Origin of the sequence: Methanobrevibacter sp., from assembly GCF_045636185.1 — an archaeon.
Lineage (GTDB): Archaea > Methanobacteriota > Methanobacteria > Methanobacteriales > Methanobacteriaceae > Methanocatella.
The window spans coordinates 1-18,339 of sequence record NZ_JAZTXC010000150.1 but is presented as its reverse complement, the minus strand read 5'-3'; the positions used below and the strand labels follow the sequence as shown (position 1 = coordinate 18,339).

Here is an 18,339-nt window from a genome sequence, read left to right as displayed (position 1 = left end):
GAATAATCTTTTCTTTTGTTTTATATATAAAACTTTTCGCAAGTAAGTGCTTACTTACGCATTTTTTCATCATATTATTGAATGATGTTTATTAATTTTATATAAAAGTTATATATTATTCAAAAAATCTTTCTTAAAATGCGATTTTTCCACAATATCATATATTTTTTACTAAATTATTTGGGCATCTGTTCATTTTCACATGAAAAATCATGGGCGAATTAATGGATAATCTGAATAAACAATGTCAAAATAGTAAATTATTTAATTAATTATTCAATATATTATTGGATAAGGGAGGAAATATTTCATGAAATGTAAATTTGTTATTTTAATGTTTTTGCTGATTTTCATCTCCATGGCCAGCGTGGCTGCAGGGGATGCAAATCAGACTGATTCTGATTTTTCCCGATTGGACTCTGAATGCTGTTCCTTTGTCATTCAGGAAGAGAATGAAACTATCCTTGCTTTCAGACAGGATGCTCCCCTTAACGGTTTTGGTGTAGAGGTCCATGAGGATAGCTGGAACGACACAGAGATTATGCGGGAAGAAATTGACACTACCGGTGAATATTTCACTCATGCGGTGGTTGCAGAAAACGGATGGGTTTTTTCTAATGGAGGAAGCCAATACGGTCAGGATAATTTGGATGTGGAAGATGCTGCAAAAAAGATGATTTATTCAAATAATATTTCCTATGAGGGTCTTGCTGATGTTCAGAAGGTTCTTAAGAAATATGAATACGGTCATTTTTTAATCAAGGCTCCCGATGGAAGATATGGTGTGGCCTATTATAACATCTGCTTTTTGGGAACTCTCAGGCCGGGGGAATATCTGACAGTTCCAAACATCTATGACTTTTTCCGCTACGGAAACTACTCTGATTATTCAACGAACCCTGTTGATGCGATTATTGAAATCTGTTCATATGACGATTCCGGCTGGAACCGGCGTAATCTTTATGTCTATGACTGCAAGGCATTCGATACAGATAACGGGCAGAAATATGGTATTGACTTTTATGTAAGCAACGACAATGGTCACAATGCGGGACTGAACGTTTCACATATTGTTACCTATTTCTATTATAACGGTGATTTCTATCCTGCATCACTAGTTCCGGAAATGCCGAACAAGCTTTACGTTGCAACCCACATTTTTGAAAATCAAACCCTGGATTCAGTATTTGAGGTTTTCAGTCCTGAAAATGTTATTGTGGGCAATGATACCTCTGTAAGTTACAGAATAAATAATCTGGTAGATGAAAAGACACTAGTATTTGAATTGGATGATAAAATTGACTTTATAAATGCAGTTGTTTCAAATGGGGATTACCATTATGATTCAAATCTCAATACTCTTTACTGGAATTTGTCCTCTTCCAACATTTCCAAAAGTATCATTTTAAATTTCAGGCCTAAGGCAAAGGGAAACTATACGATTCGCGCATATGTTGAAGGTATGGATGAAGAGTGTGAAGTGACGGCTTATGCAACTGATTTCGGCACTGTTTTGAGAGCAGAGAATGTCACCACATATAAGACTTATTATAAAAGCATGAAGATTTATCTGACCGATGATGAAGGCATTCCTTTAATCGGAGAGAAAGTGTCCATTGAAATCAATGGAACCGTCTACTCCCGTGAAGTCACCCCTAGAGGTTATGCGGCATTGGCAATTATGATGCAGCCTGGAGAATATGATGCTCTGATTACCTATGACGGACCTTTCGGCCCTAGCCAGTGCACTTCCAAAATAATTGTCAATAAGACTCTCTTCACAAGCGATCTGGAATTTTTCTACGGCGAAGTTCAACAGTATAATGTAAGCTGTCTGGACCACGAGGGAAATTTCCTGAAGAATTTTGAGGTTGACTTTTCTCTTGATGGTGTTTTAAAAGACAGGTATGCCAATGATGAGGGCATTGCCTCTTTGCCCATTATGGGATTGAAACCGGGCAATCACACTATTATATCATACAATCTCGAGACCAATGAGCATGTAGGCAATGTAATTTCAGTCAGAAGCATATCTGCAGAAGATATTGTTAAGGTGTTCAAAAACGCTACCCAATATTTCGCAACATTCGTTGATGGAGATGGTACTGCGCTTGCCAACGCATCTGTTACCATTAGTGTCAACGGCATTAACTACACCCGAATGACCGACGGAAACGGAACCGCAAAATTGAACATCAATCTCGGTGAGGGAACATATGATATAACCGCAACAAACCCTGCAACCGGTGAGACTAAAACCAACAGCATTAAGGTAATCGGTCTTCTGGAAAGCAGCAATCTAGTCAAATATTATAAAAACGCCTCTCAATTTGTTGTTCGGGTACTCACGCCCGACGGAAGTTATGCAGGTGCTGGCGAAGAGGTTATATTCAACATCAATGGGGTATTCTACACCAGAACAACAAACGCTACCGGACATGCAAAGCTCAACATCAACCTGTATCCCGGCAATTACACTATAACCAGCTATTATAACGGCTGTGTGAAAGGAAACAGCATTGAAGTTTTGCCGGTTCTCTCAGCCAGTGACTTGAGCATGAAATACGGTGACGGCTCTGTGTTTGAAGCCAGACTTCTTGACGGTGAGGGCAATCCGTATGCCGGTGAGACTATAACATTCAATATCAATGGCGTATTCTACAACAGAACCACAGATGCATCAGGCATTGCCAAACTGAATATCAACCTGATGAAAGGCGAATATATCATAACATCAAGCTACAATGGTGCCGATGTAGCTAATAAAATAACTGTCAGCTGATTTGGAAGTTTCTACACTTCCATTATTTTTTTTATTTCAAAAATTTATTATATTATATAATTCCATATATTATAATGTACTTTAAATTATGTAAGGAGTAGTTACATTATGATTATCTATGTTTGGTAAATCGGGAGTGGTGTAATCAATGGACGAGGAACGTAATAAGGTTGGAAAAAAGGCCTCAGCTGTTGCAATAGGTTCAAATTGCTTTTTAACAGTTTTAAATATTGTCGTGGGTTTGACCGGCGGAAGTTATGCCCTGATTGCTGAAGGTTTGCATACGCTTTCAGATGTTATAACCTCGGTCATCGCATATATCGGATTCAAGGTAGGCCAAAGACCTGCCGATGAAAAGTTCACCAGCGGCTACGGACGTGCCGAAGCAATAGCTGGACTTATTATTGTGATGTTTTTAACACTCATAGCATTTGAAATCATGAATACTGCGCGTCACAAGCTCATGGATCCCGAAACGATTACTATCCCCGATAATCTTGTTCTCATTATGGCTGCTGTCGGAATAATTCTGAACTTTGTTATCAGCAGATACATCATTAAAATAGGAAAGGAAATCAACAGTCCCGCAATCGTCGCCGACGGAGAGCATCAAAAAACTGATATTTATACTTCAGTGGTTATTTTCATAGGTGTTTTTGTAGCAAAAATTGGTTTTCCTCAGATGGATCCGATTATAGGTTTTTTAATAGGGTTGCTGATTTTAAAAACCACCTATACTTTAGCTAAGGAAAATCTTCTGGCCGTCATGGGCGGAAGTCCTGATGATAAGGAAATAGTTTCTAAAATTACAGAAATAGTTGACGGGACTCCCGATGCAAGCAATGCCCATAACATCAAACTGGATAACTTCTCTTCATACATCATTGTCAATCTGGATGTGAAAATTGATGGAAATCTGACTTTATATGAGGCGGATAAGATCACATCCCAAATTGAGGGAAAAATCTCAGAGGAGATTGATGGAATCAAGTCAGTTTCGGTAAAGGCATCCCCATTCGAGGAATAACTTGTTTACAATTTTTTTTAATGATTTGCAAATTCCTGGGGCGAATATAATGCCGGCATCTGTTATTTTATATGCTGAAAATCATACTTCAGACACAATAGGTAGGTTAATTATTCAGCTCTTTTGTATTTTGCTGCTTTTTCATTCAGTTCCGGACATGCATTTCAAGTGTAAAAATTTTCAAAAAAATTAATGGTCGGTTGGCACTATAGTAATTGCCCATTGCAAATGATTATATATTCTATCCGAATGGAAAGAAAACTGCAGTCATTCCAAAATCAAGAATGTATGCTTCAATAAGGGCTATTATTGAAATTTTTTCTTCGTATTTGTATTTTGCTGTTCAATCTTTTGCCCTTTATAGGCAATCTTTCATGATATTGATGAGGAAATATTTTGGCGAAAAAACAAAACAATATGTATAAATATATATGTTGATAAACCCTTAACCATATAAATGTTTTATTCACAAAGCACTACCTTTTAATGTTGTTTGTATAGTATAAAACATTTTTATTAGAATATTTTTTAAAAAGGGAGAAAAATATATGGAACTAAAGAAATATTCATTGGTTATTTTATCAATTTCACTGATTTTACTCGTTTTCGTTTCATCAGCTAGTGCCGCTGATACCAATAAGACAGACGTAATATCCATTGATGAATCAGCCAATCTAGAAAATAATCTATTATCTATTGATAATAATGTTGAAAGTAATGAATTAGATAATAATATGTTAAAGGTATCTAACGATGAAGTATTAGCTGCTGGAAATAATTACTTGTATGTTAATGAAAGTGTGGTTTCCGGCGGGAATGGAAAAAGTGAAGAAACAGCATTTAATACATTGGCTGAAGCTATAGGCGCAAGCAGTGATAATGATATAATCATGATTGCATCAGGAGTATACACAGGAACTGAAAATATAGATTTGGTGATAGAAAAATCTTTGAATTTCAAAAAATACGGTGATAGTGAAGCAATTTTTGATGCACAGGGATTAAGCAGAATCTGGACTGTTACTGCATCATCCATAAATATCACTGGATTAACCTTTAAAAATGGTAAAGCAGATAATGGTGGTGCTATTTATTTCGGTAGTGATATTTCCAATTCTAATATAAATGCTAGTTTCATTAACAACACAGCAAATGGTCAGTACACTAGTGATGGTGGTGGAGCAAACTATTTCGTTGGTAGTGTTTCAGGTTCAAATATTGGTGGATTATACACTAACAACGCAGCAGGGTCTGGTGGGGCAAACTACTTCGAAAATAGTGTTTCAGGTTCAAATATTGGTGGATTATACACTAACAACACAGCACTATTGTGGGGTGGAGCAAACTACTTCTCAGGTAGTGTTTCAGGTTCAAATATTACTGGAGCATATACCAACAACAAAGCAGAATACTATGGTGGAGCAAACTACTTCGAAAATAGTGTTTCAGGTTCAAATATTATTGGAACCTATTCCAACAACAAAGCAGAATACTATGGTGGAGCAAACTACTTCTTTGGAAGTGTTTCAGGTTCTAATGTTTCTGGAGAATACATCAGCAACACAGCAGAAATTTATGGTGGTGGAGCAAACTACTTCTGGGCTAGTGTTTCAGGTTCAAATATTACTGGAACATTTACCAACAACGCAGCATGGTCTGGTGGAGCAAACTACTTCGAAAATAGTGTTTCAGGTTCAAATATTACCGGAACATATTCCAACAACACAGCAGCAGAGAGTAATGGTGGAGCAAACTACTTCAAAAGTGTTTCTGATTCAAATGTTGGTGGAACTTATATCAACAACACAGCAAAATACTATGGTGGAGCAAACTACTTCTGGGCTAGTGTTTCAGGTTCAAATATTACCGGAACATATTCCAACAACACAGCAGCAAGGTATGGTGGAGCAAACTACTTCCATGGTGGGGTTTCAGGTTCGAATGTTTCTGGAGAATACATCAGCAACACAGCAGAAAAATATGCTGGTGGAGCAAACTACTTCAGGGATAATGTTTTAGGTTCAAATATTACCGGAACATATTCCAACAACACAGCAAATGGTCAGGACTCTAGTGATGGTGGTGGAGCAAACTACTTCGAAAATAGTGTTTCAGGTTCAAATATTACCGGAACATATGCCAACAATAAAGCAGAGAGTAATGGTGGAGCAAACTTGTTCAGAGGCAATGTTTCAGGTTCTAGTGTTGGTGGAACATATGCCAACAACGCAGCATGGTCTGGTGGAGCAAACTGCTTCTGGACTAGTGTTTTAGGCTCAAATATTACTGGAACATATTCCAACAACACCGCAGCATGGTTTGGTGGAGCAAACAACTTTGATAGTGTTTCAGGTTCTAATGTTGGTGGAACATATGTCAACAACATAGCAGAACTTTATGATGGTGGAGCAAACAACTTTGATAGTGTTTCAGATTCAAATATTACTGGAACATTCACCAACAACCACGCAAATCTTGATGGTGGAGCAAACTACTTCAATGGTGGGTTTTCAGGTTTAAATGTTACTGGAGTATATATTAACAATACTGCATCAAATGCAATAATCCACTTCGAGGATTATAATAATGAAGGATTTGATGCCGATATTACAAATGCAATTTTTTTAAATAACAATTGCACATATGAAATTTATGCCCGTACCCAAGTTGTTGTGGTAAAAGATAGTTGGTTTGGCAATAATGCAAGCAATTATATGAATGAACCCAATATTAATGATAAAGTTACAATAGATAACTGGCTGTTTTTAAATGCTACTGCAGATAATGCTTCTCTTTTAGTTTTGGATTCATCAAATATTACTTTTAAATTATATTCTACTGACGGCACGAATGTTTTTGATTTTGACAATTCCAAGTTGCCGGTTGTTAATTTAACATTGACTGCAACCAATGGTGATGTTGATGATACCACTACATTAGACAATGTTGTTGAATATGTGGCAACCGAACGGGGAAAAGGTAGCGTAACTGCAAGTATAGAAGATGCTGAATATACAATCTTTTTAGATAATATTGGATTAAATCCTGAATTTTCTGCAAAGGTTATTCCGCAAGAGATTGATTATGGCGAAAATACTACAATCTTTTTGTCTTATAATAATACTGCAACAGGAACAGTCAATATCACTTTAAAAAGTAAAAATTATAATAAAACAGTAGAAATGGATATTAATCAGACCATTACAATAGCAGATCTCCCTGCAGGAGAGTATAATGTTGCTGTTGAGTATTTAGGAGATAATCTATTTTCAAATGCTACAGCATATGCAAATTTCACTGTTGAAAAGATAACAACGGAAGTTATTCCGGATAAGGATACTATTGACTTGTTTGTAGATGATGAATATAAAATAACATATGCCTTAAAACCGGATTATGCTTTAGGAAACATTTCATTTTTAAGTAATGATTCCAATATTGCAAGTGTTGATTCCGTATCTGGCGATATTCTGGCTAAAGCTGAAGGATCAGCAACTATCACAGTAAGTTTTTCCGGAAGCGAAAACTATACAGCATCCAATGCCACAATCACAGTTAACGTTAAAAGGATTCCTACACAAATCACCGTTAACTCTTCTTCTATAGATATGAAAGTTAATGATGAAATGGATATCGGTGCTAGTTTAGAACCGGCAAATGCAGGTAATTTAACATACAAATCCAGTGATGATAATATTGTTAAAATTGAAAACGGTAAGATTAAAGGTTTAAAAGAGGGTAATGCTACAATTACAGTTAGTTTTGCAGGAAACAAAAACTATGCTGCAGCTGAAAATAAAACCATTAATGTTACTGTAAATGAGCTCATTATAAATATTAATGCTGAAAATCTTACTAAATATTATAGTAGTCCTAAACCATTTGTTGTTAATATAACGGACAGTGAAGGCGGTCCTATTGTTGGTGAAAATGTTTCAATTACAATTAATGGTGTTGGTTACAATAGAATCACTGATGAAAATGGTATTGCAGCACTGAATATTAATTTAATTTCAGGAGTCTATCCGGTTAATGTCAGAGTTAAAAATGCCACGGCTAATGCTACTGTCACTGTTTTAACTACAATCAATGGTAGCGACATTAGAAAAGTTTTCAGAGATGATACAACCTATAATGTAACAGTATTGGATAGTGAAGGTAATTATCTTGAAAAAGGCAAAACTGTTGAATTTAATGTTAACGGAATTATATATGAAAAAACTGTTGGTGAAAACGGTTTGGCTATCTGGAATGTTGATTTGCCTGCAGGTGATTATGTTGTAACTGCAACAAACACTGTTACTGGTGAAAATACTGCTAATAACATTACTGTTTTAAAAGCGGAATCTGAAATTAGGATGTATACGCGCAATATTACTGATCGTGATGCTGATGCTATAATTGCAACTATAATATTGCCGGGCAGTGCTACAGGTAATGTAAGCGTAACCATTGGTGATAATACTACTGTTTATGATATTGACTCATCAGATCACACCAGCAGGGGCGGTAAAACTTTCATGTTTATTCGCAATAACGGTCTAAACGCCGGACAGTACAATATCTCTGCAACTTATGAAGGGGATGAAAATTATAATCCGTCAGGTGAAAACGGCACTTTTGTTGTAAGTAAAACTAAAGAGGATTTAAATGTTAGCTTATATGCCGACCCGATTACCATTGGTCAGGATGCTGTCGTTGAAATGACAGGTTTGGCTAATGCTACAGGAAACATCACACTTACAGTTAATGGCAGGGAGTATCAGTTCCCTATTGTGGACAGTGAGATGGGATTCGGCATTCCGGACCTATTTGAAAATACTACTGCTGTGTTTACCTATCCTGGTGATGAAAACTACAATAACTTCACGGAAAGTGTAGACATTATCGTTAACCGCATAGATTCAAACATTTCATTCCATTTGAATGATATTTTCGAAGGAGAGGAATCTACTACTTATTTAAGACTTCCTTCATTCATTACGGGTAATATAACTGTCATTTTAAATGGTAATGCACGAACATTTGACATTGCTGATGCTTATGTTTTCCCTATGGACGGATACTTATTTGTATTGGTTACATATGAGAATTTAACAGTAGGCAATTACAACTTTACGGCTATTTATCATGGTGATGAATATTTTGCTCCGTCTAACGGATCAGGTAAATTTGTTGTATTTCCTAAAGAAAATGTTACAATGAATATTAGTGCTTCACCGGTTATTGAAGGTGAAAATGTTACTATTGAAATAGAATTCCCTGATGATGCTATCAGTGCTACCGTTACTGCTGTTGTTGACGGTAAAAACTTCACTGCTCAAGTTGTGGATTCTAATATTAAAATAAAACTTCCTGCTTTGCCTGCAGGTAACTATACAATTCCTGTAATTTACTCAGGTAATTATAAATATTATCCGCTTATTGAAGAGGTAAATGTTACTGTTGAGAGTAAGCCATGCATTATAAATGCTCCGGATGTAATCAAATACTTCGGTGGTCCGGAAAGCTTTGTTGTAACCGTTACTGACTATCGGGGCAATCCTTTAGTAAATAAAACAGTTGCTGTTGACATTAATGGTGTTTCATATGTTAGAAATACTGATGCTAACGGTACTGCAAGCGTTGCATTAAAATTAAACACTGGTGTATACAATGTAACATCTGTTGTTGATAATCAGACTGTCAATTCTGTTGTTACCGTTTTGACTACTGTCAATGCAACTGATCTTGTTAAGGTATTTAGGAATGCTACACAGTTCTATGCAACTTTCCTTGACAGTCAGGGCAATTATCTTGCTAAAGGAACTGTAATTACATTCAACATCAACGGAGTATTTTACAACCGTACAGTTGATGAAAACGGTTTGGCCAAACTTAACATCAACTTAAATCAAGGCAAATACATAATTACTTCAATTAACACGGTTACAGGTGAAAGTGCAGCCAATAATATTTCTGTTATTCCAAAAATCATTGAAAACAGGGATATTACGAAGTATTACAGAAACGCAACACAATACACTGTTAAACTAATAGGTGATGACGGAAAAGCTGTCGGTGCCGGTGAAATTGTAACATTCAACATAAACGGAGTATTATATAACCGTACGACAAACGAATCAGGTATTGCTAAACTGAACATTAACCTGCAGCCTGGAGACTACATCATTACTGCAGAATACAAAGGATGTATGGTTGCAAACAACATCAAGGTACTGCCTATATTGAATGCAACGGACATTTCAATGAAATATCGTGACGGGACCCAGTTCAAGGCGACTTTGGTTGACGGTCAGGGAAAACCTTATGCCGGCCAGAATATTCAGTTCAACATTAACGGTATGTTCTACAACAGGATAACTGACAGTTCAGGTATGGCTAAACTGAACATTAACCTGATGCCTGGCGAATACATCGTAACCTCAAGCTATAACGGAACAGCCATTGCAAACAAAATTACAATAAAAAGTTGAGATTAATTTCTCAACACTTTTTTCTTTCTTTTAAATTGAAATAATCCTTCATTATTTAGACACTTGTATTAATCAAATATATTTATTTTTGAATCTATTTGCGAAATAATTCTATTATTCGTGAAAATATTATTTTTCATATTGCATCATGGAGTAAAAAAACTTCTATTCAAGTTATTTTGAATGTCATGCTTTAAAGAATCTATGAAATATTCATTACCTTACATAGCTTTCATCACTAAAAACTCTTTTGGGGTTTTTGAATTTTTTAGTTTCCGAATAATTGTTGTATGGCTGTTTTGCTTTGGTTTTCTAATTTTAATATTCATCAAGCAAGTAATTACTTTCGGAATAGTTTATATAAAAAAGGTTAAAAATATATTACAATTAAAAAAATTAGAAAGGCAATGTTTTTTATGGGGCGGATAAAATCACTTCTCAAATTGAGGAAAGAATCTCAGAGGAGATAGATGGAATCAAGTTTGTTTCGGTAAAGGCTTCTCCATTCGATGAATAATTTGTTTACAATTTTTTTTAGGGATTTGCGAAATACGGCACGAATATAATACTGGAATTTGTCTTTTCATGTGATGAGATTCATATCTCAGACACCATGGGCATGTCAATTATTCAGCTCTTTTTCATTTTCACTGTTTTTTCATTCAGTTCAGGCCATGCATTTCAAGTGTAAAACTTTTCAAAAAAATAATGATCAGTTGGCAGTATTGTAATTGCCGATTGCAAATGATCCTATAATGTATCCGAATGCAAAGGAAACTGCAGTCATTCCAAAATTAAGAATGTATGCTTCAATAAGGGCTCTTATTGGAATTTTTTCTTTGTATTTGTATTTTGCATAGATTACTGATGCTATAGGTAGCAGAGTCATGATAAAAGAAAATATAAATACTACTATCAGTGCTATAAGATATAAATCGGGGTTGTCATGGTTTATAGCAAGATAAATTCCTAAAATAAGACCAAAAATAATGTCTACAACACAAAATTTATCGAAAACTTCATAGACTCTTGTCATTGTTCAACCTCATATCACTATTTGTTCATTCCATTTAAAATAGTTTTTTTTTATCATCATTTTCAGTAAATCATTCCTAGAAACTTAAGATATTTAATGTGAAATTTTTTAATTATCCGTATTAAGAATACAAATCATGGTAAAGATGTATTCTTAAATATTAAAAAGAAAAAAGAGATTGAGGATTAAATTAGGGATAAATTAAATGATTTATATTCTTTTTGAATTTGAAATTCATCTCTAAATTTCCTTGGTCTAACTCAAGCAACGGTTCCGGGTGCACTGTATTCCGTGTGGCAGAACTTTGCAGAATCAATTATGGCATATGTTTTAACCAAATACTTTAATGAATAATATAACCTTTGATTTTTACATACAATTCCGTTAAAAGCCATGTTGCAACAAATACAAATACCAGCATTCCAAGGGATATTCCAAAATTAATGTCAATTGGAATGAATCCATAAATGTATGTTAAGTATACTGATAATAATTGCAACTATAATCAGTATATGGGGGATTTTTAAAACAGACCTTGATACTCTAAGCTATATGACAAACGTTATTTCACTGGTTGTTTGTATTCTTCTTTTAGTCTATTCATTTTATGGACTTAACGCTAAAAAAGCAGAGAAGTTTTATTTACCACAATATTAATTATGTACATTCTTTTAATCCTGATGGGATTATTTGTAAATATAGTTGATTTGAAAAGTCCTACAGGCCTGCTTACAGTAATATTGCTGATTAGTACAATCTTTTTTATGAGCGAGTCAGGAAAAACTACAAAGTTGCCAACTATGCTCTTTTAGTAATTCTTATTGCAAGTACAATTATAACTATATTCGATATCATGGCCGGCCTACCTTGGTTTGCCACTCTTAAATACATCATCATTCCAGTGACAATTGGTCTAACCTACTTTGAAAGAGTCCAAAGAGGCAAATACGATTTTGAAATTTAGCTGAAGAAATTCAAACAGGAAGTTGAGATTAATTTCTCAACTACTTTTTCCTATTAAAATAGGTAGTTATATAACTATCAGTTTATAGACTTATTATTAAGAATTGAATATTTTAAACTGGAAAAACAGACTTATTTTTTGTTTATTTAAAATAAAAAGAATTCTTCAAAAATATTTATTATAATAAAGGGAGAAATGGCACATGAAATACAAGAAAAGCATGATTATGCTGGTGCTGGCTATCTTCATATTTGGGGTGGCTAGTGTCTGCGCAAGCGATGCCAATACTGCAGTCGCAGCAAGTGTTGGTGGACAAGCAACTGAAATTATGGATATTAATGAAATCGAATCAAATGATGTTGTATATGATGATTCTCAAATTTTAGGGTTATCAAACAGCAATGAGATACTTAAGGAACCCGCAACTGTTACAAATCACACTTTCGATGCTATTCAAAGTGCAATCGATGGTGGTTATGATACAATCTATCTGGAACCTGGCACATACACTGGAACAAGTGAAATCGGAATTGATGGAAAGGAAACTGTCAATATTATTGGGAATTCTACGATACTGGATGCACAGGGACAGACAGAAATATTTCTCATTTCAAACTCAAAAAATGTAGTAATACACAATATTACATTCGTAAATGGTAACTTTGAGGATGGTGGAGCAATTATGGTGTTCCATAGTGACAATGTGCAAATCATCGACTGCACATTCACAAACAACACTGCATCAGTAATGGGCGGAGCAATAATGTCAACTAGTGCTAATGTACAAGTCATCAACTCCACATTCACAAACAACAAAGCAAACAATAATGGTGGAGCAATAGGCTGGATGATATCTACTGTGAAAGTCGAAGGCTGCATTTTCACAAACAACACTGCAGAGGGTTATTCCATAGTAGGTGGAGAGAGTAGTTCTGTGCAAATCACTACCAGTATTTTTACAAAAAACAGTGCTAATGCTATCGTATACTTTTTGGGGTCTTCAGGTACCGACATAAGCGTCAACAATAATATTTTCCTAAACAACAACGGAACTCCTATCAATTTTGATGTATCGGAGTCTAATGGGGAGTACAACTGGTTTGGACACAATCAAAGCAACCATAAAGACAGCCCTGGAATAAAGTACTGCACCAAATGGCTATTTTTAAACGCAACAGCAAATCCCGATACGATATCTGTGTCAGACACATCCGACATAACGTTTACAATATGGGTGTTTGATTCAAGCAATAACAATACAAATGAATATGACAAAAATCTCTTAAAACCAGTTGACCTGACAATTACTGCAACAAATGGTAATGTAAGTAGCGATACTGCCAAATTTGGAGATACTGTCAAGTATACGGCAACTAGGGGCGGAACTGCTGGTGTGACTGCATCAATAGAAAATGCAGCTTACACAATTCCTTTAAATGTCAATAAGGAAAATCCAAACCTTTCAATCGTTGATGGGGAAGTTCCATATGCAGAAAATACAACGCTCACTCTCAATTACAATTCCGCCGCAACAGGAAAAGTAAACATAACACTTAACGGCAAAAAACACAATGAAATATTTGATGATATGGATTTAAACTCCACAATAAATCTTGAAGGCATTCTTCCTGATGAGTACGATGTCATGGTAACCTATTCTGGTGACGATTCATTTTTAAATGCTACCGCATCCGGAAAGTTGACCGTACTGAAACTTGATTCAAATATTACTGTAGAGTCATATGACATAAATGTCACTGACCAGGATGGCATAATGTTTAAAATAACACTGCCCAAAAATGCAACTGGAAACATGACATTAAGCAACGGTAAAACAATTGATGTTACTAAAGAAGGCAAAAAAGGAAAAAAAGTACTCACTGTTGAAATAAGAAACGATGCATACCCCGTTGGAGAGTACAAATGGACATTCAACTATCTTGGAGATGACATCTATAAAAACTCAACTGATCAGGCAACATCCAACATCCTAATCATAGAGACCAAAATAATTCCAAAAAATAAAACAATTGAAATGTTTTGCAATGACAAATCAGAAGTCAACTATACAACAGAACCTGACGATTTAAAAGGAATTACATTTAAAAGTTCCAACACAAGTGTGGTGACAGTCAATTCCAAAGGAATTATTAAAGGGGTTGGTGAAGGAAAAGCCCATATTACACTTTCATTCAAAGGCAATGAAAATTATACTGATTGCGAAGCTAGTGTTACAGTTACTGTTAGTAAAATACCTACTGAGATTATTCTTAATCAGACTACTTTGGATTTGAATGTTGGAGATGAAGTTAATCCTGGCGTTGGCATAATTCCTTCTGATGCTGGTGAGTTGGATTATACATCCGGTGATGTGAGTGTTGTTATCATTGATGGTGATGGTACATTTACCGCTGTTGCTGAAGGTAGTGCTAATGTTACTATTGCATTTTATGGTAATGATAAGTATGCGGCTGCTGATTCTAAAGTTATTATTGTAATGGTTTCTAAAATACCTACTGAAATTCTTATTCAGAATACTACTTTGGATATGAAAGTTGATGATGTGGCTGATCCTGTTGTCAGTTTGATGCCTTCTAATGCAGGTAATTTGTCTTACAAAGTTAGTGATGATAGTGTTATTCTTATAAATGATGATGGTGTTGTTACTGCTGTTGGTGAAGGTACTGCTAGTGTTACTGTCAGTTTCGAAGGTAATGATAAATACTTGCCATCCAATGCTACTATTGATGTAACCGTTACTTTGAATGATGCTAAAGTTGATGCTAAAGACATGGAATTAACTGTTGATTCAAAAGGTACTATTAACTATACAACCACTCCTAAAGATTTGAATGTTAGTTTTGTTCCTGATGATTCCGGAGTTGTTAATGTTACTACTGATGGTACTGTTACTGCTTTGAAAAATGGTACTGCCCAGATTACTGTTCTTGTTGGGGATGGTAAGAAATATGCTTTGAATTCAACTGTTATAACTGTTACTGTAAGTAAAGTTCCTACTGAAATTACTGTTGATCCTGCTTCATTAGACTTGTCTGTTGGTGATGAGACTGTCATTGTCGCTAATTTGACTCCTGCTGATGCGGGTAATGTTACTTTTACATCCAGTGATGATTCCATTGTTCTTGTTGATGCTCAAGGTAATGTTATTGCTAATGCTAAAGGTCAGGTGATTATTACTGTCAGTTTTGTCGGTAACAATAAGTATGCTGCTGCTGAAAATAAGACTATCACAGTCAATGTCAAATTGGATGACTGTAACGTTACAGTTGACAATGATACTTTGGATTTAAAAGTTGGTGAAACCTGTGCAATAAATGCTACCAAACATCCTGATACAATATTGCTTGATATTGCTTACACATCCAGTGATGAGTCTGTTGCTACTGTAGATAAAAATGGTGTTGTTACTGCTGTTGGCGAGGGTACTGCAATCATTACTGTTGAAGTCGGTGATGATGAAATCTATGCTTTAAATTCAACAAACGTTACTGTTACTGTTAGTTTGAATGATGCCAGTGTTTCTGCTAATGATATGATATTGACTGTTGGTGAGAATGCTACTGTTAAATTTACAACAAATCCTCAAGGTTTAAATGTCAGTTTCGTGCCAGATGATTCAGGTATTATTAAAGTTGATGAAAATGGTGTTGTTACTGGTGTAAAAGAGGGTACTGCATCCATTACAGTTAAAGTTGGGGATGGCAAAGTTTATGCTTTAAATTCAACTGTTATTACAGTTACTGTCAATGAAAAACCTAGTCCATCTAAAGAAAATTTAACTATCAGCGCTAGTGCAGAGCCAATCACAGCAGGAGAAAACGCAACTGTTAAAGTCACAGGATTAGAAAACGCAACAGGTGAAATTTCCCTTATAGCAAACGGCGAAACATACACTGCACCAATCAAAAATGGTGAAGCTACAGTTATTGTTCCTGGATTAACCGAAAACACCGAAGCATATGTAAATTATATTGGGGATGACAAATATAATGCTGCTTCAACTACGGTTAACATTACAGTTAAACCTGCTCCGGGACCAGACAAAAAGAATTTAACAATAAAAGCAACTGCTGAACCAATCACAGTTGGTGAAAACGCAACAGTTAAAGTTACTGGATTAGAAAACGCAACCGGTGAAATTTTCCTTACAACAAACGGAAAAACATACACTGCACCAATTAAAAATGGTGAAGCAAGTATCACAGTTCCTGGATTAAAAGAATCAACCAAAGCTGAAATTTCATATCCTGGTGACGACAAATACAACAATGCATCTACTACAGTTGTGATTGTTGTTAATCCTGCTCCTGAACCAAGTAGGAAGAATTTAACTATCAGCGCTAGTGCTGATCCAATAACTGCTGGTGAAAATGTAACAGTTAAAGTCACAGGATTAGAAAACGCAACAGGTGAAGTTTCAGTTATTGCAAACGGCGAAACATACACTGCACCAATAGAAAAAGGTGAAGCTACAGTTATTGTTCCTGGATTAACCGAAAACACCGAAGCATATGTAAATTATATTGGGGATGACAAATATAATGCTGCTACAACAACAGTAAATATTACTGTTAATCCTAAAGGAAAAGAAAATGCTACAATCAGCATTGATGCACCTGCAGAAGCAACTGAAGGTGATAATGTAACGGTAACTGTAACATTACCTGATGATGCGACAGGCACTGTAAACATCGGAAATGAAGCAGTCCCTATCGTTAACGGTACTGCAACTGCTGTTTTAACCAATTTACCTGCAGGAAATGTAACTGTTCCAATTACATACTCTGGTGATGAGAAATACAACCCAATAGAAACAAGCATTAGCATAAATGTCAAAGAAGATGAAAGCATTATTGTTAAAGCTCCAGATGTAACAAAATACTACCGCGGACCTGAAAGATTTGTTGTAAACGTAACAGATTCCAAAGGCAAAGCATTAGCAAACAAAACAGTCACCATTACTATTAATAGTGTAGACTATAACAGAACTACTAATGCTAGTGGTCAAGCATCCCTTGCTATTAACTTGAACTCCGGTGAATATCCGGTTGTTGTTACCTACAATGACACTTCTGTTAATGCGACAGTTACAGTATTGTCTACAGTCAATGGTACAGATCTTGTTAAGGTATTTAGAAATGCTACACAGTTCTATGCTACTTTCCTTGACAGTCAGGGCAATTATCTGGCTAAAGGGACCGTAATCACATTCAACATCAACGGAGTATTTTACAACCGTACAGTTGATGAAAACGGTTTGGCCAAACTTAACATCAACTTAAATCAAGGAAAATACATAATTACTTCAATAAATACGGTTACAGGTGAAAGTGCAGCCAATAATATCGCTGTTATTCCAAGAATCATTGAAAACAGCGATATCACCAAATATTACAGAAACGCAACACAATACACTGTTAAACTAATCGGTGATGACGGCAAGACTGTCGGTGCCGGTGAAATCGTAACATTCAACATCAACGGAGTATTTTACAACCGTACGACAAACGAATCAGGTATTGCAAAACTAAACATTAACCTGCAGCCTGGAGACTATATCATTACAGCAGAATATAAAGGTTGTGCTGTATCCAACAACATCAAAGTATTGCCAATATTGAATGCAAGTAATATTACAATGAAATACCGTGACGGAACTCAGTTCAAGGCGACTTTGGTTGACGGCGAGGGAAAACCTTACGCTGGCCAATCTGTAACCTTTAACATTAATGGTGTGTTCTACAACAGGATAACTGACAGTTCAGGCATGGCAAAACTCAATATTAACCTGATGCCTGGTGAATACATTATAACATCCAGCTATAACGGAACATCCATCGCAAACAAAATTACAATAAAAAGTTGAGATTAATTTCTCAACACTTTTTTTTCTTGGGATTGTCCGGAAATAGTTGATTTTTATTAATACTAACTGATTAATTGAATAATACTCAAAATTTCAAATTGATTTAATGTGAATTTTAAAAATTCACTAACTTATTTTTTTATTTAATTAAAAAGGAATTTTTAACC

Annotated in this window: 7 protein-coding genes; 5 read left to right on the top strand and 2 right to left on the bottom strand. The window is 35.4% G+C overall.

The window, feature by feature from the left end; translation table 11 throughout:
* Positions 1-310: 310 nt before the first annotated feature.
* From ACKI3Q_RS08505 to ACKI3Q_RS08495, 3 genes are all read left to right on the top strand, one after another.
* A complete protein-coding gene (locus ACKI3Q_RS08505; protein WP_407416160.1) occupies positions 311-2,782 on the top strand; it encodes a hypothetical protein in 2,472 nt (823 codons plus the stop codon).
* A 148-nt stretch (positions 2,783-2,930) separates the two neighbouring features.
* Positions 2,931-3,809 carry a cation diffusion facilitator family transporter gene (locus tag ACKI3Q_RS08500; RefSeq protein WP_407416158.1) on the top strand — a complete coding sequence of 293 codons (879 nt, stop codon included), beginning with the start codon at positions 2,931-2,933 and terminating at the stop codon, positions 3,807-3,809.
* Positions 3,810-4,357: 548 nt separating this feature from the next.
* The gene (locus tag ACKI3Q_RS08495; RefSeq protein WP_407416156.1) at positions 4,358-10,285 is read left to right on the top strand and encodes a beta strand repeat-containing protein; all 5,928 of its coding nucleotides are present in this window, start codon (positions 4,358-4,360) and stop codon (positions 10,283-10,285) included.
* Positions 10,286-10,997: 712 nt separating this feature from the next.
* Here the strand turns inward: ACKI3Q_RS08495 and ACKI3Q_RS08490 are convergent.
* Both ACKI3Q_RS08490 and ACKI3Q_RS08485 read right to left on the bottom strand, forming a co-directional pair.
* Positions 10,998-11,321, bottom strand: a complete 324-nt coding sequence (locus ACKI3Q_RS08490; RefSeq protein WP_407416154.1) for a hypothetical protein — start codon at positions 11,319-11,321, stop codon at positions 10,998-11,000.
* 343 nt (positions 11,322-11,664) lie between these two features.
* Positions 11,665-11,820 carry a hypothetical protein gene (locus ACKI3Q_RS08485; protein ID WP_407416152.1) on the bottom strand — a complete coding sequence of 52 codons (156 nt, stop codon included), beginning with the start codon at positions 11,818-11,820 and terminating at the stop codon, positions 11,665-11,667.
* A gap of 160 nt (positions 11,821-11,980) precedes the next feature.
* Between ACKI3Q_RS08485 and ACKI3Q_RS08480 the strand changes: the two genes are divergently transcribed.
* Together ACKI3Q_RS08480 and ACKI3Q_RS08475 are read left to right on the top strand one after the other, a co-directional pair.
* A complete protein-coding gene (locus tag ACKI3Q_RS08480; protein ID WP_407416150.1) occupies positions 11,981-12,133 on the top strand; it encodes a hypothetical protein in 153 nt (50 codons plus the stop codon).
* Between the two features lie 354 nt (positions 12,134-12,487).
* Positions 12,488-18,172, top strand: a complete 5,685-nt coding sequence (locus ACKI3Q_RS08475; RefSeq protein ID WP_407416148.1) for an Ig-like domain repeat protein — start codon at positions 12,488-12,490, stop codon at positions 18,170-18,172.
* The last annotated feature ends 167 nt before the right edge of the window (positions 18,173-18,339 follow it).